Annotated in this window: 17 protein-coding genes; 11 read left to right on the forward strand and 6 right to left on the reverse strand. The window is 65.7% G+C overall.

Going from position 1 to position 17,829, the window contains the following annotated elements; all coding sequences use genetic code 11:
- Nucleotides 1-2 precede the first annotated feature (2 nt).
- The 7 genes from gspM (at nucleotide 3) to EHV23_RS03310 (ending at nucleotide 7,707) form a co-directional block, all read left to right on the forward strand.
- Nucleotides 3-500, forward strand: coding sequence for a type II secretion system protein GspM (gene gspM / locus EHV23_RS03280; RefSeq protein ID WP_125094696.1), 498 nt, complete (start codon nucleotides 3-5; stop codon nucleotides 498-500).
- Complete coding sequence (gene gspN / locus EHV23_RS03285) at nucleotides 490-1,344, forward strand: type II secretion system protein N (protein ID WP_158615815.1); 855 nt, start codon at nucleotides 490-492, stop codon at nucleotides 1,342-1,344. The genes gspM and gspN overlap by 11 nt, the downstream gene beginning before the upstream one ends.
- Entirely contained in the window at nucleotides 1,341-4,166 is a 2,826-nt protein-coding gene (gene gspD / locus EHV23_RS03290) for a type II secretion system secretin GspD (protein WP_125094698.1), read from the forward strand. Before gspN ends, gspD begins: the two co-directional genes overlap by 4 nt.
- A gap of 5 nt (nucleotides 4,167-4,171) precedes the next feature.
- Complete coding sequence (gene gspE / locus EHV23_RS03295) at nucleotides 4,172-5,611, forward strand: type II secretion system ATPase GspE (protein ID WP_125094699.1); 1,440 nt, start codon at nucleotides 4,172-4,174, stop codon at nucleotides 5,609-5,611.
- A gap of 142 nt (nucleotides 5,612-5,753) precedes the next feature.
- The gene (gspF, locus tag EHV23_RS03300) at nucleotides 5,754-6,962 is read left to right on the forward strand and encodes a type II secretion system inner membrane protein GspF (RefSeq protein ID WP_125094700.1); all 1,209 of its coding nucleotides are present in this window, start codon (nucleotides 5,754-5,756) and stop codon (nucleotides 6,960-6,962) included.
- A gap of 75 nt (nucleotides 6,963-7,037) precedes the next feature.
- Nucleotides 7,038-7,421: a type II toxin-antitoxin system RelE/ParE family toxin gene (locus EHV23_RS03305; protein WP_125094701.1), complete on the forward strand. Its 384-nt coding sequence runs from the start codon at nucleotides 7,038-7,040 to the stop codon at nucleotides 7,419-7,421.
- Nucleotides 7,405-7,707, forward strand: coding sequence for a helix-turn-helix domain-containing protein (locus EHV23_RS03310; protein ID WP_125094702.1), 303 nt, complete (start codon nucleotides 7,405-7,407; stop codon nucleotides 7,705-7,707). The genes EHV23_RS03305 and EHV23_RS03310 overlap by 17 nt, the downstream gene beginning before the upstream one ends.
- Nucleotides 7,708-7,756: 49 nt before the next feature.
- On the opposite strand, the gene EHV23_RS03315 is transcribed toward EHV23_RS03310, so the two are convergent.
- From EHV23_RS03315 to EHV23_RS03325, 3 genes are all read right to left on the reverse strand, one after another.
- Nucleotides 7,757-8,020, reverse strand: coding sequence for a helix-turn-helix domain-containing protein (locus EHV23_RS03315; protein WP_125094703.1), 264 nt, complete (start codon nucleotides 8,018-8,020; stop codon nucleotides 7,757-7,759).
- 85 nt (nucleotides 8,021-8,105) lie between these two features.
- A complete protein-coding gene (locus tag EHV23_RS03320) occupies nucleotides 8,106-9,503 on the reverse strand; it encodes a type II toxin-antitoxin system HipA family toxin (RefSeq protein ID WP_125095486.1) in 1,398 nt (465 codons plus the stop codon).
- A gap of 20 nt (nucleotides 9,504-9,523) precedes the next feature.
- Nucleotides 9,524-9,787 (reverse strand): helix-turn-helix domain-containing protein, encoded by a 264-nt coding sequence (locus tag EHV23_RS03325; RefSeq protein WP_125094704.1) that lies wholly within the window; start codon nucleotides 9,785-9,787, stop codon nucleotides 9,524-9,526.
- 369 nt (nucleotides 9,788-10,156) lie between these two features.
- Here EHV23_RS03325 and EHV23_RS03330 point away from each other — a divergent pair, with 369 nt between their 5' ends.
- On the forward strand, nucleotides 10,157-10,507 hold the full coding sequence (locus EHV23_RS03330) for a YkvA family protein (RefSeq protein ID WP_238990253.1): 351 nt from the start codon (nucleotides 10,157-10,159) through the stop codon (nucleotides 10,505-10,507).
- A gap of 3 nt (nucleotides 10,508-10,510) precedes the next feature.
- Here EHV23_RS03330 and EHV23_RS03335 read toward each other — a convergent pair whose 3' ends face one another.
- From EHV23_RS03335 to fabI, 3 genes are all read right to left on the reverse strand, one after another.
- Complete coding sequence (locus tag EHV23_RS03335; RefSeq protein ID WP_125094705.1) at nucleotides 10,511-11,002, reverse strand: cupin domain-containing protein; 492 nt, start codon at nucleotides 11,000-11,002, stop codon at nucleotides 10,511-10,513.
- Between the two features lie 315 nt (nucleotides 11,003-11,317).
- Nucleotides 11,318-12,118, reverse strand: a complete 801-nt coding sequence (locus EHV23_RS03340) for a lipoate--protein ligase family protein (protein ID WP_238990353.1) — start codon at nucleotides 12,116-12,118, stop codon at nucleotides 11,318-11,320.
- Between the two features lie 619 nt (nucleotides 12,119-12,737).
- Nucleotides 12,738-13,532: an enoyl-ACP reductase FabI gene (gene fabI, locus EHV23_RS03345; protein ID WP_125094707.1), complete on the reverse strand. Its 795-nt coding sequence runs from the start codon at nucleotides 13,530-13,532 to the stop codon at nucleotides 12,738-12,740.
- A gap of 188 nt (nucleotides 13,533-13,720) precedes the next feature.
- On the opposite strand from fabI, the gene EHV23_RS03350 reads away from it, so the two are divergent.
- The 3 genes from EHV23_RS03350 (at nucleotide 13,721) to EHV23_RS03360 (ending at nucleotide 17,821) form a co-directional block, all read left to right on the forward strand.
- Nucleotides 13,721-15,559, forward strand: coding sequence for an extracellular solute-binding protein (locus EHV23_RS03350; RefSeq protein ID WP_158615816.1), 1,839 nt, complete (start codon nucleotides 13,721-13,723; stop codon nucleotides 15,557-15,559).
- Between the two features lie 2 nt (nucleotides 15,560-15,561).
- Entirely contained in the window at nucleotides 15,562-16,617 is a 1,056-nt protein-coding gene (locus EHV23_RS03355; protein WP_125094709.1) for a microcin C ABC transporter permease YejB, read from the forward strand.
- Between the two features lie 118 nt (nucleotides 16,618-16,735).
- Nucleotides 16,736-17,821 (forward strand): ABC transporter permease, encoded by a 1,086-nt coding sequence (locus EHV23_RS03360; RefSeq protein WP_238990354.1) that lies wholly within the window; start codon nucleotides 16,736-16,738, stop codon nucleotides 17,819-17,821.
- Nucleotides 17,822-17,829 lie beyond the last annotated feature (8 nt).

Genomic DNA, 17,829 nt, shown 5'->3' on the forward strand with positions numbered 1-17,829 from the left:
ACATGCTGGAAAACCTGTTGCAGAAATGGGCCTCGCTGGCGCCCCGTGACCGGCGCATGCTGGTGATTGCCGGGGCCTTCCTCGGTGTGATCATCTTCTGGCAGCTGCTGCTGGAGCCCGCTTGGGTGGGCCGGCAACGGCTGGAAAAATCCCTGCCCAAGCTGCGCGCCGAAGTGGCGCAGATGGACAGCCTGGCCGTCGAGGCCCGCGAGCTGGCCAACGCCGCCGAGGCACCGGCCGAGTCGGTGGCCCAGGTGACCACGCGACTGGAACAGTCGCTGGCCGGCCGGGGCATGGACAAGGAGATGGCCAAGGTGCAGGCGCAGGGCGATATCATCGAAGTGCGCTTCCGCCAGGCCCCGTTCGAGAACTGGGTGTTCTGGCTCGATGGGGCCGTGCGCGAAACCCGAACCCGTATCGTCGACCTGTCCGTCACCCGCGAATCGCCGGGGGTGTTCAGTGGTCGCATCGCCCTGGAGATGGCACGCCGTGGCAAATGATTCCCGTCGATCCCGTAACGCGAAGCCGGCCTGGTTCGGCCCGTGGAGTACCGGGCGCATCGTGCTCTGGGTGGTGCTGGGCCTGGTGACGGCGCTGGTCACCACGCTGATTCTCGCCCCGGCCTCCATGGCCGACTGGGGCCTGCAGGTGGCCACGAAGGGCCGGGTGCGCCTGGCCGATGCCACCGGTTCCATCTGGAACGGGCAGGGCAAGGTGGTGCTGGTCGATGTGGCCGCGCAGGCCACGCGCGACCGCGAAAAGCCCAATGCCGTGCTGCCGCTGCCCGGCGTGCTGGTGCCCGGCAGCATCCGCTGGAACATCCGCGTGCTGCCGCTGCTGATCGGCCAGATCCAGGTGCATGCGCGTCACGACAGCATGAACCAGCCGCTGGAGATCTCCGGCAGCTTTGCCCGTCCGCGTTTTTCGGCCGGCAGCATCCGCCTGCCCAATGTCAATCTGGCCCGGCTGGGTTCGCCGTGGAGCACGGTGCAGCCCACCGCGTCGCTGGCCCTGAGCTGGGAGCCGTTCGAGATCGTCGACGGCCAGGCCCGGGGTGTGGCTGCCATCGAACTGCGCGATGTCGCCTCGGCGCTCACGCCGGTGCGTCCGCTGGGCGCCTACCGCCTCGACATCGACGGCCGGCAGCCCGAAACCACGCTGAAGATGTCATCCCTCGAAGGTCCGCTGCGTTTGAGCGGAGAAGGTGTTTTCAATCCGAGTCACGGACTGCGTTTCACTGCCTGGGCAGAAGTCGACGAGTCTGAACGCGAGAAACTGCAGTCCCTCGTACGCTTGCTGGGACGGCAGGATGGGGCTCGTACCATGATCAAGATAGGAGCATGAAATTGCGCCATTCCCAAAAAATCCTGGCCCAGGCCCTGCTGATCGCCCTGGCGGCGCCGGCCCTTGCCGCAGCGCAGACCCGGCAGGCCCCGGCCCAGCAGCCGCCCGCCCGCAACGTGTCCGGGCAGATCAACCTCAATTTCAAGGATGCCGAGGTCGATTCGGTCATCGGCGCCTTTGGTCATCTGCTGAACAAGTCCTTCGTGATCGACCCGCGGGTGCGCGGCAAGATCTCGCTCGAAACCCCGCGTCCGGTCAACCGCCAGCAGGCGTTCACGCTGCTCAAGACGGTGCTGCGCCAGCAGGGCTTTGCCATCGTCGATCTGGGTGACCTGTACAAAGTGGTGCCCGAGGCCGATGCCAAGCTGCAGTCCGGCCCGGTCGAGATCGGCCCGGCCTCCGGGCGGCACGGGGACGAGGTCATCACCCAGGTCTTCCAGCTCAGCCACGAGTCGGCCAACAACATGATTCCGGTGTTGCGGCCGCTGGTGTCGCCCAACAACACCATCACGGCGTTCCCGGGCAACAACGCGCTGATCATCACCGACTACGCGGCCAACCTGAAGCGCCTCTCGAAGGTGATCGCCACGCTGGACAGCCCGCGTCCGGCGGCCGACGTGCAGGTGGTGGTCATCAAGAACTCCATTGCCAGCGACATTGCCGTGGCGGTGTCCAAGCTGCTGGACGACAACAACCGCCAGGGCGGCGGGGGTCCCACCGGCGCGCAGGATCCTACCCAGCGCGTGGTGGTGATGGCCGACCCGCGCACCAACTCGGTGCTGCTGCGCAGCGCCAATGCCTCGAAGCTGTCGCTGGCCCGCTCGCTGGTGGACCAGCTCGACCGGCCGGCCAATGCCGACCAGGCCAACATGCGCGTGGTCTACCTGAAGAACGCCGAGGCCACCAAGCTGGTGGAAGTGCTGCAGGCCGTGCTTTCGGGTGAATCGAACGGCAACGGGGGCAGCAGCGGCTTCGGCAGCAGCAACCGCAGCAGCAGCCGCAGCGGCAGTGGTGGCTTCTTCGGTGACAACAGCAGCAGCTCGTCCGGCCTGTCCTCGGCCTTCGGTGACAGCGACAGCAGCAGTGGCGGTCTGGGCAGCCAGACCGGCCAGCTCAACCGTGACCGTGGCAACCAGGGGCCCACCTCGATCAAGGCCGGCGGTGCCGTCATCGCGGCCGACCCGGCCACCAACTCGCTGATCATCACGGCGCCCGAGCCGGTCTACCGCAACGTCCGGGGTGTGATCGACCAGCTCGACAGCCGCCGGGCGCAGGTCTACATCGAGTCGCTGATCGTCGAGGTCAAGGCCGACACGGCGGCCGAGATGGGTATCCAGTGGCAGTTCATGTCGGGCCGCAATGCCGGCAACAATGTCATTGGCGGGACCAACTTCGGTGCCAACGGTCAGAACATTCTGAGCGTCAGCCAGAATCCAGCTGCGCTGGCCGGTTCCAACGGCATCAACATCGGGGTGGTGCGCGGCAATGTCAGCCTGTTTGGCCAGCAGTTCGTCAACCTGGGCCTGCTGGCCCGGGCACTGGAAACCGAAGCGGGCGGCAACATCCGCGCCACGCCGAACCTGCTGACGCTCGACAACGAGGAGGCCCGCATCGTCATCGGCCAGAACGTGCCGTTTGTGACAGGCTCCTACACCAACACCAACAACAACCTCTCCAGCCCGTTCCAGACCGTCGAGCGCAAGGACGTAGGTACCATGCTGCGTGTGCGCCCGCAGGTGTCGGAGGGCGGCACGGTGAAGATGGAGATCGCGCAGGAGATTTCTGCGGTGGTCCGCGACAACCTGCCTTCCGGCATCATCACCAGCCGGCGCGCCATCGAGTCGAACGTGCTGGTCGACGATGGGCAGATCGTCGTGCTGGGCGGCCTGATCGAGGACAAGGTCGACGGAACGGTCAACAAGGTGCCGCTGCTGGGCGACATCCCGTTCCTGGGCCGGCTGTTCCGCTACGACAGTCGCACCCGCCAGAAGACCAACCTGCTGGTGTTCCTGCGGCCGGTGGTGCTGCGCAGCGCCGATGCCGCCTGGGATGTGACCGCCAGCCGCTACGACTACATCAACCAGCGCAGTCAGGATGCGCAGCTGCCCAAACCGGCCGGTGTGGCCGACGTGCGCCAGCCGCCGCTGGATCCGCTGCCGCCCCGTCCGGGCACGCCGGGCAAGCGGGTGCCGCCGGCCCGCGAGCCCAGCATGATGCCGGGCGCCGCCGACGAGGCCAAGAGCCTGGGTGTGGTGCCGGCCAACTCACTGCAGGCACCGCAGCCCGACATGTCCAGCATGCTGGCACCGCGCCGGCTGCGTCATGCCAACCGCCAGCGGGGTGGCAACGCCGGCAACGACGGCGCCTCCCGTGCCGGCCAGCAGGGCTGGCAGCGGCAGCAGCAGTCGGATCAGTCCTTCGGGGCCGGGCAGCAGCAGTCCGAACAGTCCTACGGGACTGGGCAGCTGCAGCAGCCGGGGCAGTACGGATCGGGCCAGCCCTCGCAGCCGGATGACCGGCAATACCCGCCGTCGCAGCAGGCCTTCGTCGACCTGCGCCAGACCGGCCAGGGGGCCGGCGGCCAGCGCCGGCGGGCAGGTCCCCAGTCCTGGGAAGGTGTGGGCGAGCACGGGCAGGGTGTTGGCCAGATGGGCAACAACACCATCCAGCATGTGCTAGATGCCCGCCAGCGCCAGGGGGGCGGTGGCAGCTACCGCTCGCTGGACGAGGCCGTGCGGGCGCAGCAGGGCGCCGTGCGTCCCCAGAATGATGTGACCTCGCCGGTACGGCTGGGCAATCAGGTCGAAGTGAACGTGGACTGATCCGCATGGCTTCCATTTCTCCGCAGCGTTACGTCCCCTACGGCTTTGCCCGTGCCCACCAGATCCTGGTCTCGGCGCTGAGCGACGATGCCATGGAAGTGTGGGTGGGCGAGAACACCCCACCCACGGCACTCGCCGAACTGTCGCGTTCGCTGAAATACCGGCTGGTGCCGGTGATCAAGCCGGCCGATGAGCTGTCGGGCGCCATTTCGCGCGCCTACTCGCAGCAGGAAGGCTCGGCCGCCGCCGTGGTGGACGAGGTGGGCGGTGACATCGACCTCTCGCGTCTGATGCAGGACCTGCCCAAGGTGGAGGACCTGCTCGAATCCGAAGACGATGCACCGATCATCCGGATGATCAACGCGCTGCTCACCCAGGCCGCGCGCGACAACGCCTCCGACATCCACATCGAGCCCTTCGAGACCTACTCGATGGTGCGCTTCCGCGTGGACGGCACGCTGCGCGACGTGGTGCGGCCGCGGCGCGAGCTGCATGCCGCGCTGGTGTCGCGGATCAAGATCATGGCCAGCCTCGACATTGCCGAGAAGCGCCTGCCGCAGGACGGCCGCATCACGCTGCGCATCGGCGGCCGGCCGATGGACGTGCGGGTCTCCACGCTGCCCACCGGCCATGGCGAGCGCGCCGTGCTGCGTCTGCTCGACAAGGAGGCCGGCCGGCTCGATCTGGCCCGTCTCGGCATGAGCAGCGACCTGCTGCGCCGCTTCGACAACCTGATCAACCAGCCGCACGGCATCGTGCTGGTGACCGGCCCCACCGGTTCCGGCAAGACCACCACGCTGTATGCGGCCCTCTCGCGGCTGGATTCGAAGACCACCAACATCCTGACGGTGGAAGACCCGATCGAATACGATCTGGACGGAGTGGGGCAGACGCAGGTCAACGCCCGCATCGACATGACCTTCGCCAAGGCCCTGCGCTCCATCCTGCGTCAGGACCCGGACGTGGTGATGATTGGCGAGATCCGTGACGTGGAAACCGCGCAGATCGCCGTGCAGGCCTCGCTCACCGGCCACCTGGTGCTGGCCACCCTGCACACCAACGACTCGATCTCGGCCGTCACCCGTCTGATCGACATGGGCATCGAGCCCTTCCTGCTGTCGTCCAGCCTCATTGGCATCATGGCGCAGCGGCTGGTGCGCAAACTGTGCCCCAGCTGCCGCGAGGAAGACCCGGTCACCGGCAAGTGGCGTGCCGTGGGCTGCCTGCATTGCGGCCGCTCCGGCTATCAGGGCCGTACCGGCATCTACGAGATCGTCTCCGTCGATGATGCGATGCGCGGCCTCATCCACCAGAGCGCCGGCGAGGGCGAGCTGCGTGCGGCCGCGCGGGCCAATGGTTTCCGCTCGATGCGCGAGGACGGCCAGCGCTGGATCGATACCGGCATCACCTCGCAGGACGAGGTGGTGCGGGCCACCCGCGATTGATGGCAAACGTCAGATGGCCCCCGATATGCGTCTGCAGTCTGTACGGTTTTGGCACAGGCCGGTGTGTGTAACGGCCCGGGCCGTACAGATGGGGCGTGCCACGCGAAACGACAGGTACTGACGGGACAAGAGGGACAGATACATGCCAGCCTACCGCTTTCAGGCGGCCGATGCCTCCGGGGTACTGCACCGGGGTATCGTCGATGCCGACTCCAGCCGCCAGGCGCGCGCCATCATCCGCGAGCGCGGCCAGACGCCCATCGAGGTGGTGGCGCTGTCGGCCGAGCACAATGCCGGCCACATCAACATCGGCGGCCGCCTGAAGGATGCCGACCTGGCGCTGTGCACCCGCCAGCTCTCCAGCCTGCTCACCGCCCGTCTGCCGCTGGAAAAGGCGCTCAACGCCGTGGTCGAGCAGGCCGAATCGGCCCGCGTGCGCGAGCGCTTTGCCGCCGTGCGCAGCGACGTGGTCAGCGGCCAGACACTGACCGCCGCCATGGCCAAGTTTCCGCGGGACTTTCCCGATACCTATCGCGCGCTGATCAGCGCCGGCGAGCAGTCGGGTGATCTGGCGCAGGTGATGTCCCGGCTGGCCGCCTACGTGGAGAACCGCACCCAGCTGGTCAGCAAGGTGAAAATGGCCTTCACCTACCCGATCATCGTGGCGGTGGTGGCCATTCTGGTGATCATCGCGCTGCTCACCTATGTGGTGCCGCAGGTGGTGCAGGTGTTCAACCAGACCCGGCAGGACCTGCCGCTGCTCACGCTGATCCTGATCCGCACCTCCGACTTCATCCGCAACTGGGGCTGGCTGGTGCTGCTGGGCCTGGGCGGTGCCTGGGCGGCCTTCCATTATTCGATGAAGGCGCCCACCGCGCGGCTGAACTTCCATAAAAAGCTGCTCGGCATGCCGATGTTCGGCCGGCTGATCCGCGGCATCAATGCGGCCCGCTTTGCCTCCACGCTGGCCATCCTCACGGCCAGCGGCGTACCACTGATTCGTGCGCTGGAAGCCGGTGCCGACACGCTCAACAACATGGCCATGAAGGCCGAGGTGCGCGAGGCACTGGGCCGGGTGCGCGAAGGGGCGCCGCTGGCGCGCGCGCTGGGAGCCGGCAAGACGCTGCCGCCGCTGCTGATCCACATGACCGCCAGCGGCGAGGCCACCGGCGAACTGCCGCAGATGCTGGAACGTGCGGCCGAAACGCTGTCGCAGGAAGTGGAGCGCAAGACGCTGACCATGACCACGCTGCTGGAACCGATCCTGATCCTGGTGACCGGCGCCATCGTGCTGATGATCGTGCTGGCGGTGCTGCTGCCCATCATCGAGATCAATCAGCTGGTCAAGTGAGGCTATGGCCCTTGTCCCGTATTCTGATAGGGGGGTTGAGATATGTACCCGTTACGGGTATAGTTTTGGGTCGATATGACACGCATCCTCAAACGGAAGGACTTTGCGCGGTGGCAGGTGGGCGAGAGGTTGCCTGATGTCGCCCTTTGCAAGGCAGTCAAGGAAATGGAGGACGGTCTGATCGACGCGGACCTGGGTGGCTTCCTTTACAAGAAGCGGGTGGCTCGACCCGGCGCTGGCAAGAGTGGTGGCTACCGTACGCTATTGTCGGCGAGAATCGGCGACCGTTATGTGTTCCTGCATGGCTTCTCCAAGAGCGAGAAGGCGAACATCACGCGGGATGAGAAGAGGGCGCTGCAATTTGCCGGCAAGGTGTTTCTGGAGCTGTCGGGTGCAGCATTGTCGAAGGCATTGCTGTCGGGCGTTTTACTGGAGGTGCACTGTGAGCAAGATCATTGAATCGCTGCGAGGCGATCTGGCCACGCTCCATGATGCTGGCGCGATCGGCAAGGTGACGATGCGTCAGTTCGACGCGATCTGTCCCCCGCCAGTGCGGGCGTTTGGTGCATCCGACATCAAACGCCTGCGCGAGAGCCTGAAATTCAGCCAGCCGGTATTTGCGCTTCACCTGCATACGTCGGTGTCGACCGTGCGCAAATGGGAGCAGGGTGAAACTCACCCTGTGGGTCCAGCACTCAAGTTACTGAATGTGATTGCCGACAAGGGATTGCAGGCTATTACCTGACGTTTGCCAGAACTGAACCTCCAGTTTTCTGCGGAATTGCCTGATGTTCTCATGACGGAGTCTGACCACGCTGTTCGGCCAGGATGTCCTCGATCGTACGCTGATGCCCAGGCCTGACCAGCTTCAGGTCATAACCGGCCGCTTCGAGCAGCCGCAGCAGGGCCGAGACACTCATGTCGCCCCGTGACAGGCTTTCCATCCGGGCCACGGTGGTGCGCGCCACGCCGGCGCGGCGCCCCAGTTCCTCCTGGCTGAGCTTCGCGTCGCGGCGCGCCTCTTTCAGCATGTCGGCGATGTCGTACAGCGTGGTCATTGTAGCCCCTGGGCATCAAAAACTGCGTATATGCCCAAATATGTAGCCCAGGGGCGTCATTCCGGGTGCAATGGACGTGCTGTGCTCAGCGCTTTCGTCGCGGCGCCATCAGTTCCGACTGCCCGATGAGGGTACGTGACCGGTCGGGTGGCTCCGGATCGGAAAATCCGGCCGCCGCAATGGCCGGGTCCAGACCACGCAGGGCGAGCGGCTTTTTTGGGTCACGCAGCGATGACATCCCCTCGTTCCAGGCGTGCACCATCTGTTTGGCCACGGTGTGCCAGCGTGGCTCGTTGCGGGCGGCCTCGATGACCTCCCGCCCGGTCTCTACTGCCGATTCGCACAGCTGCTCGACCATTTCGTGGTAGCGGCGGGGCGGAATGCCCAGCCGGGCATTGAAGAAGCGCTCCAGTGCCTTCCCGGCCGTCCAGCTCTGCCGTCCTTCCACCGGCAGCCCGGGCGGGTTGCTGGCAAAGCGCGGGTAGGCCTGGGTGGTGACCACATCGAATACCGGGGTGAAGGCCACGTCGTCGAGCCCGGTGTAGAACAGCGCAATGTTCTTGGCGTGACAGTCGGCATTGCGCACCACATAGTTGATGAGCAGCTGCCAGCCGAAGTGTTCCAGCTGGGCGCGCATCCGTTCACGTGGCAGATAGGCCCGCGTGGTGTTCAGTACCTTCTCGGTGGTGGTGGCGTACTTTTCGTGAGGCGGCAGACCGAGCAGGGCACAGGCGTCTTCCACCCCATGCGTGGGGATGCCCTGCCCATCCACGTCGAAGCGCTCGACCACCAGTACCCGGCCGTCATCGGACATTCGTGCCTGGACGACCGGCACGACCTGGAGGCGATCCAGCACACGCAGGCTGTAGAACTCGTTGAAGCCGAGGTAGGGCGTGCTGTCATCCGAACCCTTGATGATGTGACGGCTGGTGCGCAGGGTGGGCTTGCCCAGTGCCGGGCTGTGGGGGCTGTCGAGCAGGGCAGATGTGCCGGTCGCCTGCACATCACCATGTTCGCTGTGTTCGTCGGCCCCGGGGGCCATGAATTTCGGTACCACGCCCGAAATGGCCGCACGGGCATGGCGTTTCACCAGCGCGGCGAAGTGTGCCGTGGAATTGTCGGCCTTCAGCAGCGCGTCGATCTGCAGCGGGGCCAGTTCGGCACCCGGTGTGCCGCCCTCCGGCGTCACGGTGACACGCCCGATGCCATGGCTGCCCACCACGGCCAGCAGTGAAAGGTCGGTGCCGTCGAGCAGTGGGCCGAATTCTTCACGGATGATGCCCAGCAGATAGCCTTCGGGCAGGTTCTGGCGGAAGAAGGGATGCAGGTCGCGCGGCCAGCGCCAGGGTTCGGGACGCACCGGCATGAGCAAGCTGACGAAATCTCCCGTGTCTGCATCCGGAAGGTAACGCAGAACATATTCATCGTGTTCACGGTAGAGCTGGGAGACTGTCTTGCCCCGCACCTGAACGTCAAGCCTTATTGCGGAATTGCTCCGTACCGTCATGAGGAAAACTCGCCACGCTGTTCGGCCAGCACATCTTCCAGCGTACGCTGATGCCCCGGCCTGACCAGCTTCAGGTCGTAGCCGGCCGCTTCGAGCAGCCGCAGCAGGGCCGAGACACTCATGTCGCCCCGTGACAGGTTTTCCATCCGGGCCACGGTGGTGCGCGCCACGCCGGCGCGGCGCCCCAGCTCTTCCTGGCTGAGCTTCGCGTCGCGGCGCGCTTCCTTCAGCATGTCGGCGATGTCGTACAGCGTGGTCATTGTAGCCCCTGGGCGTCAAAAACTGCGTATATGCCCAAATATGTAGCCCAGGGGCGTCATTGTCAAGTGTTATCGCTGCGGGCCGGCCGGCCGCAACAGGCTGCCGGCCCCCGCCAATCCCGGTCAGTCAGCCGTACCGTATGCCTGCCGTTCCCACCTGCCAGATGTCTTCCCGGTGCCAGCCGATAAACACCGTGGGCATGCGTGCCGTTACCGCGATCCATATGCTTATGCCTGTCTGCCGGCTGTTGCCACGACATGGTGCCGGGGACACCTCCAGGAATGTCCCAGTATGTAACCAACCCCTTGATTTCAAAGGAGCCAAACCCCATGATGGGCAGGAGGCCGGCCGCCGTTTCCGTGCCGGCCATGAACTTTCGTGGAGGCCCCACCATGCTCTGGCTGCTCAAGATCCGCCGGCTCTTCAACGCCACTGGCCGCGAGGCCGTGATGCTCTGGTACGCGCTGCGCAACCCGGCCACGCCGCCTGGCATCAAGCTGGGCATCGTGGCGCTGGGGCTGTACCTGTTCTCGCCCATCGACATCATTCCGGACTTTGCCATCCTGCTGGGCCTGGTCGATGACCTGGCCATCCTCATGATCGGCATTCCGTTCCTGGTCAACCGGCTGCCGGCCCATGTGCAGGCCGATGCAGCCCGGCGTGCCGAGCGCTCGTGGCTCGGCCGCTGGTTCAGTCGCCGCGGGGCAGCGGCACGCTGAAGATCACTTGCTGCCAGACTTGCCGTGGTCGTGATGATCGTGGCCGTGTTCGTGGTCTTCGCCTTTGGCGTGGTCATGCGTTTCGGCCTTGCCGGCGGGGGAGATGGTAGTGATCTGCAGCACCACCGGCTGGTCACCGGTGCGGGCGAAATGCTGCTGGTTGGCGCGGTGGCTGAACACGCTGCCCGGGGGCAGGGTTTTCAGTTTGGTTTCGTCGAAGGTGCGGCCAAACCCGAACTGCAGCGTGCCGCTGATGACGGTCACGAAGAAATAGCCATCTTTCGGGCCGTGCGGCTCCAGCGTGCGGTTGGCTGGAATTTCCACGCGAACGGTGCGGGTGTTGTAGGCCGAATCTTCGTCCACCGTCACACGGCCGGAGGCGGTGCTCATCTGGTCGGGCGTGAGGACCAGATCGGTTTCCGATGCCGATGCGGGGGCCGACAGGGCAAACAGGCCGGCAGCCGCCAGGGCGGCAGCAAGGTGGGAGCGGATCATGCTGAAATCTCCAGGGTGAATGAAAACGGATTCATGATAGGCGGAATGATAAATGCTGCCGCTTGAGGGAAATCAACGCAGCCAGATCATCTGTGCATGCCGTTATTTGCCCTGTATGCCATGAGAGTTGGAGCGGAGCACGCAGCACATGCGGCCAACGCGGCAGCCAATGCACACCGCCGGTGCATACAGCCACGCCCGGCCATTGCAGCCGTACGACGGACGCAGCATACAGCCACAAGGCAGCGGTTTGCGCGGCTGTGCATGCGGCGGACTGCATGACGATCTGCTGGCTTCGGGGCAATCCGTATGGCTTCAGGGCAACCTGTACAGCCAGTCACGGGTGCCGAATTTGTGTTCCACCCGGGCCACGGCTTCCACCATTTCTTCGGGGGTGATGTATCCGGGGGTACCGCCGTGCAGCTGCACGAAGGTCTCCTTCATGCGTTCGATGATGGCCTCGCGTGGCAGCCCGGTCTGGCTGCGCAGCGGGTCCACACGTTTGGCGGCGCTGGTGGTGCCCTTGTCGCTGAGCTTTTCGCGGCCGATGCGCAGCACCTGCATCATCTTGCCGGCGTCCATGTCGTAGGCCATCGTCACGTGGTGCAGGATGGTCTTGCCGCCATCGGCCGGCACGTTGGAGAAGCGTTTCTGTGCGGCGCCGCCGATCTTCCCCCTGTCGCTGGAAATGTCGTTGAGTGGCTTGTAGAAGGCAGCGACGCCCAGTGACTGCAGCGCCTTCAGCACCCAGTCATCGAGGAAGGCGTAGGAGTCGGCAATGCTCATGTCGGCCACCAGCGAACCGGGGGCATAGAGGGAATAGGTGATAATGCTGCCGGCCTCGATGAACATGGCGCCGCCGCCGGTGATGCGCCGGGTCAGCGTCACGCCCAGCCGCTGGGCCGCTTCTTCGTCCACTTCGTTGCGTACCGACTGGAAGACGCCCAGCACCACGGCCGTGGTGTCCCACTCCCAGATGCGCAGCGTGGGCGGGCGCCGGCCGGCGGCCACTTCCTCGCTCAGCACCTCGTCCAGGGCGGCATGCAGTTCGGGTGAAAATGCGGGCTCGTGAACGATCTGCCATTCGAAATCCCGCCAGGTGGTGGCCAGCCCCAGCGCGCGGCGCACGGCAATGCCCACGGCCTCGGGGCTGAAGCCGAAGAGCTGGGCGTCGGCGGGCAGGGCGCTGCGAATGGCGGCAGCCAGGCTGTCTGTGCCGGCATCGGCCGGCTGGCCTTCCAGCGCGCGGCAGATATCGTCCAGGGCACTTTCGGGTTCGAGGAAGAAGTCGCCGGTCACCTGCACGCGGGCCAGGCGGTCGTTTTCCACGTCCAGATCGACCACCACCAGCTTGCCGCCGGGGACCTTGTATTCACCGTGTCTGACTGCCATCGGGGTTCTCCATCCGGATTCAGGGTCGACGCGTCCATCCCGTGGACACGCAGCCTCCGAATGATATCGGTTGCCGTATATCGACGATGGCGGCAGGGGTATGGGCAGGGCCTGGACTCAACTTTCAGGTGCAACACCCCATCCCCATATGAGGTGTTGCCATGGAACAGACCCGAACCTGCATCCGCCTGAGCCCCGAAGAGCGAGCCGCCATCATGCCGGACGTAACTGCACCACGCCCGTGAAGGCAACCGTTCCCGCAGAAATGCGAACGCCCGGCCGTGTGGGCCGGGCGCCTGCATGGGCCGGGGCACCGCCGGGCGCGGGGCCGCAGGAAGGGGGCTCAGCCCTCCACGCCACCCAGTGCGTGGGAATAGCCGGCATCCACGTAGGTGATTTCACCGGTGACGCCCGAGGCCAGGTCGGACAGCAGGAAGGCGGCGACGTTGCCCACTTCCTCGATGGTCACGTTGCGGTGCAGGGGCGCGGCGGCTTCCACGGCCGACAGGATGCTGGAAAAGCCCTTGATGCCGGCGGCGGCCAGCGTCTTGATCGGGCCGGCCGAGATGCCGTTGGCACGGATGCCCTTCGGGCCGAGGTCGCGGGCCAGATAGCGCACGCTGGCTTCCAGCGCGGCCTTGGCCACGCCCATGGTGTTGTAGTTGGGCACGGCACGCACGGCGCCCAGGTAGCTCAGCGTGACCAGCGCACCGTTGCGTCCCTGCATCAGCGGCTGCGCGGCGCGGGCCAGTGCCACCAGGCTGTAGGCCGAGATGTCGTGGGCCATGCGGAAGTTCTCGCGGGTGCAGCCCTCGAGGAAGTCGCCAGCGATGGCCTCGCGCGGGGCGTAGGCAATGGCGTGCACCAGGCCGTCGAAGCCATCCTTCCAGTGCTCGCCCACCTGTTGCATCAGCGCATCGATCTGGGCGTCTTCGGCCACATCGCAGGGGAAGACCAGCGACGAGCCGAATTCGGCCGCCAGCTCGGTGATCCGGTCCTTGAACCGGTCGCTCTGGTAGGTGAAGGCCAGCTCGGCCCCCTGGGCGCGACATTGTCTGGCAATGCCGTACGCGATGGAGCGGTTGGAGAGCAGGCCGAGGATCAGGATGCGCTTGCCGGCCAGAAAACCTTGGTTCATATGTCGCCTCGTGGCAAAAATAACATCGGCATTGTCGCATGAGCCGGGCGCCCGGGGCGTGTCGGAGGCGGATTCGTCCATGACACGCTCTACAATGGCGGCTGGCGTTTTCTGTGTGTTGACGGATGGTTGCGTGCATCGAGGGCCCCGGGGGGGGCGGGGAACAGGGAGTTGCGCCCCGGGGGGGCATGTCCCGCCGGGACTGGCTGCAGGGCATGCTCGGTCTCGGGGCGCTGGGGCTGCTCGGCTGGCCGGAGCGCCCGGCATGGGCGGCCCATGCGCTGTCCTGGGGCGGCGAGCCGCGCTATTCCGAATCCTTCCCCCATTTCGACTATGTGCGCCCCGATGCCCCGCGTGGCGGCATGGTGCGGCTGGCGGGTTTCGGCACCTTCGACTCGCTCAACCCCTTTGCGCTGCGGGGCATGCCGGCCGCCGGGCTGGGCACGCTGATGTTCGAGTCGCTGGGTGTGGCCAGCTGGGACGAACCCTTTTCCATCTATGGCCTGCTGGCCGAGGACATGATCCTGGCCGACAACCGCCTCTCGGTGATGTTCAAGCTGCGCGTCGAGGCCCGCTTCAACGACGGCTCGCCGGTGCTGGCCGAGGATGTACGCCATTCGTTCGAATCCGTCACTGGGCCGAAGGGCTTTCCGATGCTGCGCCAGTATTTCGGCGACGTGGCCCGGGTGGAGGTGATGGATGACCGGCTGGTGCGCTTTTTCTTCAAACGGCCCAACCCGGAGCTGCACCTGATCCTCGCCAAGGATCTGCCCATCTTCTCGCGCAGCTGGGGCAACGGCAAGACGCTCGATGCCATCGCCCACGAGTATCCGGTCACCAGTGGCCCCTATGTCATCGATGATCTCGACTTGGGCAAGCGCATCGGGTTCCGGCGCGTCGAGAATTACTGGGCCGACGGGCTGCCGGTGCGCCGGGGCATGTTCAACTTCGGCCGGGTGGTGTTCAAGTATTTTCGCGACGAGACGGCCCGGCTCGAAGGCTTCAAGGCCGGCGAGTTCGACTGGCTGTTCGAGAACTCGGCCCGCAACTGGGCGCGGGGCCATGTGGGCAGCCGTTACCTCAGCGGCGAGATCATCAAGCGCAGCTTTCCCCAGTCGAACGTGAGCGGCATGCAGGGCTATGCGCTGAACACGCGCCGGCAGCTCTTTCGGGATGTGCGGGTGCGCGAGGCGCTGGCGCTGGCCTTCGATTTCGACTGGCTCAACCGGCAGGTGTTCTACGGCCAGTACACGCGTACGCGCAGCTATTTTGCCAACAGCCCGATGGCAGCCACCGGTGCGCCGGATGCAGACGAAACCCGCTTTCTGCAGAGCCTGAAGACGCCGCTCGACCCGTCGCTGTTCGAGGCCGTGCCGGAAGTGCCCGACACGCCGGATGCCCAGACCCTGCGCAGCAGCCTGCGGCGCGCCCAGCAGCTGCTGGCCGCGGCGGGCTGGAAGGTGGGGGACGATGGCCGGCTGCGCAATGCGGAGCGGCAGCCGTTCCAGTTCGAGGTGCTGAATTTTTCGCCGACCTTCGAACGGGTGGCCACGCCCTGGGTGCACAGCCTGGCCCGGCTGGGCATCCGTGTGCGGCTGCGCACCGTGGATCCGGCGCTTTACCAGAAACGGATGGATGCCTTCGATTTCGACGTGACCACGGCCATCTACCCGATGAGTGCCACGCCCGGCAACGAGCTGTGGCAGATGGTGGGCTCGGCCGGGGCCAGCGAGGAGGGCTCGTCCAACTACGCGGGCATTGCCGATCCGGTGGTGGACGAGATCATCGGCCGCATTCTGGCGGTGAAATCGCGCGAGGAGCTGGAGGTGGCGGCCCGGGTGCTCGACCGGGTGCTGCGCCATGGCTGGTACATGGTGCCGCAGTTTCACAGCAGCAGCTATCGCGTGGCCTTCGATTACCGGCTGCGCTATCCCACCGTGCTGCCGCTCTTCTACGACCCGCAGTCCTGGATGCTGCAGACCTGGTGGTTCGACCCGGACGCAAGGCCGCAACCGCCGGAGGAATGATCATGTCGAGTTACATACTGCGCCGGCTGGCGCTGATGGTGCCCACGCTGCTGGGCATTCTGCTGGTGAGCTTCGTGGTCATCCAGTTCGTGCCGGGTGGCCCGGTGGAGCAGGTGGTGCAGAGCCTGCGCGGCGGTGGGCAGGGTGGCGAGGTGGCGGCGGCAGCCTCTGCTCCCGGCTATCGGGGGGCACAGGGGGTGGATGCACGGCAGCTGGCCGAAATCAAAGCGTTCTATGGTTTCGACAAACCGGCCACCACGCGCTTCGTCGAGATGGTGGGGCGCTATCTGCGTTTCGATCTGGGCGAGAGTTTTCATTACCAGCAGTCGGTGGGCTCGCTGATCCTGCAGAAGCTGCCGGTTTCCATCAGCCTCGGGGTGTGGAGTTTTCTGATCGTCTATCTGGTGTCCATTCCGCTGGGCATTGCCAAGGCGGTGCGCGATGGCAGCCGTTTCGATCTCTGGACCACCACGGCCATTCTGGTGGGCTATGCCATACCGGGCTTCGTGCTGGGTGTGGCGCTGCTGGTGCTGTTTGGCGGTGGCTCGTTCCTGTCGTGGTTTCCGCTGCGTGGCCTGACCTCCGATGACTGGGCGTCGCTGAGCCTCTTTGGCAAGGTGATGGATTATTTCTGGCATCTGGCGCTGCCGCTCCTCTGTCTGGTGGCGGGCAGCTTTGCCGTCACCACGCTGCTGACCAAGAACGTGATGCTCGAAGAGATTCGCCGCCAGTACGTGGCCACGGCGCGGGCCAAGGGCCTGCCCGAGCGGCGCATCCTGTACCGGCACGTGCTGCGCAATGCGCTGATTCCGCTGGTGACGGGGTTTCCGGCGGCCTTCGTGGGGGCTTTCCTTACCGGCTCGCTGCTGATCGAGACGCTGTTCTCGCTGGACGGGCTGGGGCTGCTGTCGTATGAATCGGTGGTGCAGCGGGATTATCCGGTGGTGCTGGGCATGCTCTATCTGTTTTCGCTGATCGGGCTGCTGACGAAGCTCATCACCGACATTGCCTACACGTGGGTGGACCCGCGCGTGAAATTCAGCGGATCGGGGCGGTGAACGGATGATGACGCAGAACCGGCGCATTTCACCGCCCTCGCAAGGCGCAGACGCCATGGCAACGCCTTCGCAAGGGGCAGACCCCATGGTTGAGCCCGTGACGGAAGGCGCCGTTTCCATGGCGCAAGGGAGCGTTTCCGGCGTGGTGGCCGATGGGGCTGTCGTGCCGGCAGGGGCCGGCGTGCGGGCGCATTCACCTGCCCGGCGTGCCTGGCAGCGCTTCAGGCGCCACCGGCGTGGCTACATCAGCCTGTGGATCTTTGCCATCCTGTTTGGCGTGTCGCTGTTTGCCGGCGTGCTCTCCAACGACCGGCCGCTGCTGGCAAGCTACGACGGCAACCTGTATGTGCCGCTCTGGAAGGATTATCCCGAAACCACCTTCGGGGGGGATTTCAACGCGCCCACCGAGTGGCACGACCCGTTCATCCGGCAGCAGTTCCAGAAGGGCGGCAACTGGCTGCTGTGGCCGCTGAACCGCTACAGTTTCAATACGCTCAACTACTATGCCGAGCTGCCCAATCCGGCACCGCCGTCGGCGCAGAACGTGCTGGGCACCGACGACCGGGGGCGCGACGTGCTGGCCCGGCTGCTGTATGGCTTCCGGCTGTCGGTGCTGTTCGGGCTGGCGCTCACCGCCATCGGCACGGGGCTGGGCATCGTGATGGGGGCGCTGCAGGGCTATTTTGCGGGGCGTGTGGACATCACGCTGCAGCGGTTCATCGAGGTGTGGTCGGCCATTCCGGAGCTGTACCTGCTGCTCATCCTGGCCTCGGTGTTCGAGCCGGGCATCGGCGTGCTGCTGGTGACCCTGTCGCTGTTCGGCTGGATGGGGCTGTCCGACTACGTGCGGGCCGAATTCCTGCGCAACCGGCAGCTGGAATTCGTGCAGGCCGCGCGTGCGCTGGGGCTGCCCCGGCGCACCATCATCCTGCGGCACATCCTGCCCAATTCGCTCACGCCGGTGCTGGCCTTTCTGCCGTTCCGGATGAGTGCCGCCATCGTGGCGCTGGCCAGTCTGGATTTTCTGGGGCTGGGCGTGTCCGAATCGAGCCCCAGTCTGGGCGAGCTGCTGGCGCAGGGCAAGACCAATCTGGATGCCTGGTGGATTGCGCTGCCCACCTTCGGCGTGCTGGTGGGCATGCTGATGCTGCTGATCTTCATCGGCGAGGCGCTGCGGGATGCGCTGGATCCGCGCAAACGGTGAGGGAGACG

Origin of the sequence: Lautropia dentalis (assembly GCF_003892345.1) — a bacterium.
Lineage (GTDB): Bacteria > Pseudomonadota > Gammaproteobacteria > Burkholderiales > Burkholderiaceae_E > Lautropia > Lautropia dentalis.

Excerpts from the sequence above, each read along its gene's own strand:
- gspM (WP_125094696.1), top strand. The coding sequence starts at position 3 with ATGCTGGAAAACCTGTTGCAGAAATGGGCCTCGCTGGCGCCCCGTGAC.
- gspD (WP_125094698.1), top strand. The coding sequence starts at position 1,341 with ATGAAATTGCGCCATTCCCAAAAAATCCTGGCCCAGGCCCTGCTGATC.
- gspE (WP_125094699.1), top strand. The coding sequence starts at position 4,172 with ATGGCTTCCATTTCTCCGCAGCGTTACGTCCCCTACGGCTTTGCCCGT.
- gspF (WP_125094700.1), top strand. The coding sequence starts at position 5,754 with ATGCCAGCCTACCGCTTTCAGGCGGCCGATGCCTCCGGGGTACTGCAC.
- EHV23_RS03305 (WP_125094701.1), top strand. The coding sequence starts at position 7,038 with ATGACACGCATCCTCAAACGGAAGGACTTTGCGCGGTGGCAGGTGGGC.
- EHV23_RS03315 (WP_125094703.1), bottom strand. The coding sequence starts at position 8,020 with ATGACCACGCTGTACGACATCGCCGACATGCTGAAAGAGGCGCGCCGC.
- EHV23_RS03325 (WP_125094704.1), bottom strand. The coding sequence starts at position 9,787 with ATGACCACGCTGTACGACATCGCCGACATGCTGAAGGAAGCGCGCCGC.
- EHV23_RS03330 (WP_238990253.1), top strand. The coding sequence starts at position 10,157 with ATGAACTTTCGTGGAGGCCCCACCATGCTCTGGCTGCTCAAGATCCGC.
- EHV23_RS03335 (WP_125094705.1), bottom strand. The coding sequence starts at position 11,002 with ATGATCCGCTCCCACCTTGCTGCCGCCCTGGCGGCTGCCGGCCTGTTT.
- fabI (WP_125094707.1), bottom strand. The coding sequence starts at position 13,532 with ATGAACCAAGGTTTTCTGGCCGGCAAGCGCATCCTGATCCTCGGCCTG.
- EHV23_RS03350 (WP_158615816.1), top strand. The coding sequence starts at position 13,721 with ATGTCCCGCCGGGACTGGCTGCAGGGCATGCTCGGTCTCGGGGCGCTG.
- EHV23_RS03355 (WP_125094709.1), top strand. The coding sequence starts at position 15,562 with ATGTCGAGTTACATACTGCGCCGGCTGGCGCTGATGGTGCCCACGCTG.
- EHV23_RS03360 (WP_238990354.1), top strand. The coding sequence starts at position 16,736 with ATGGCGCAAGGGAGCGTTTCCGGCGTGGTGGCCGATGGGGCTGTCGTG.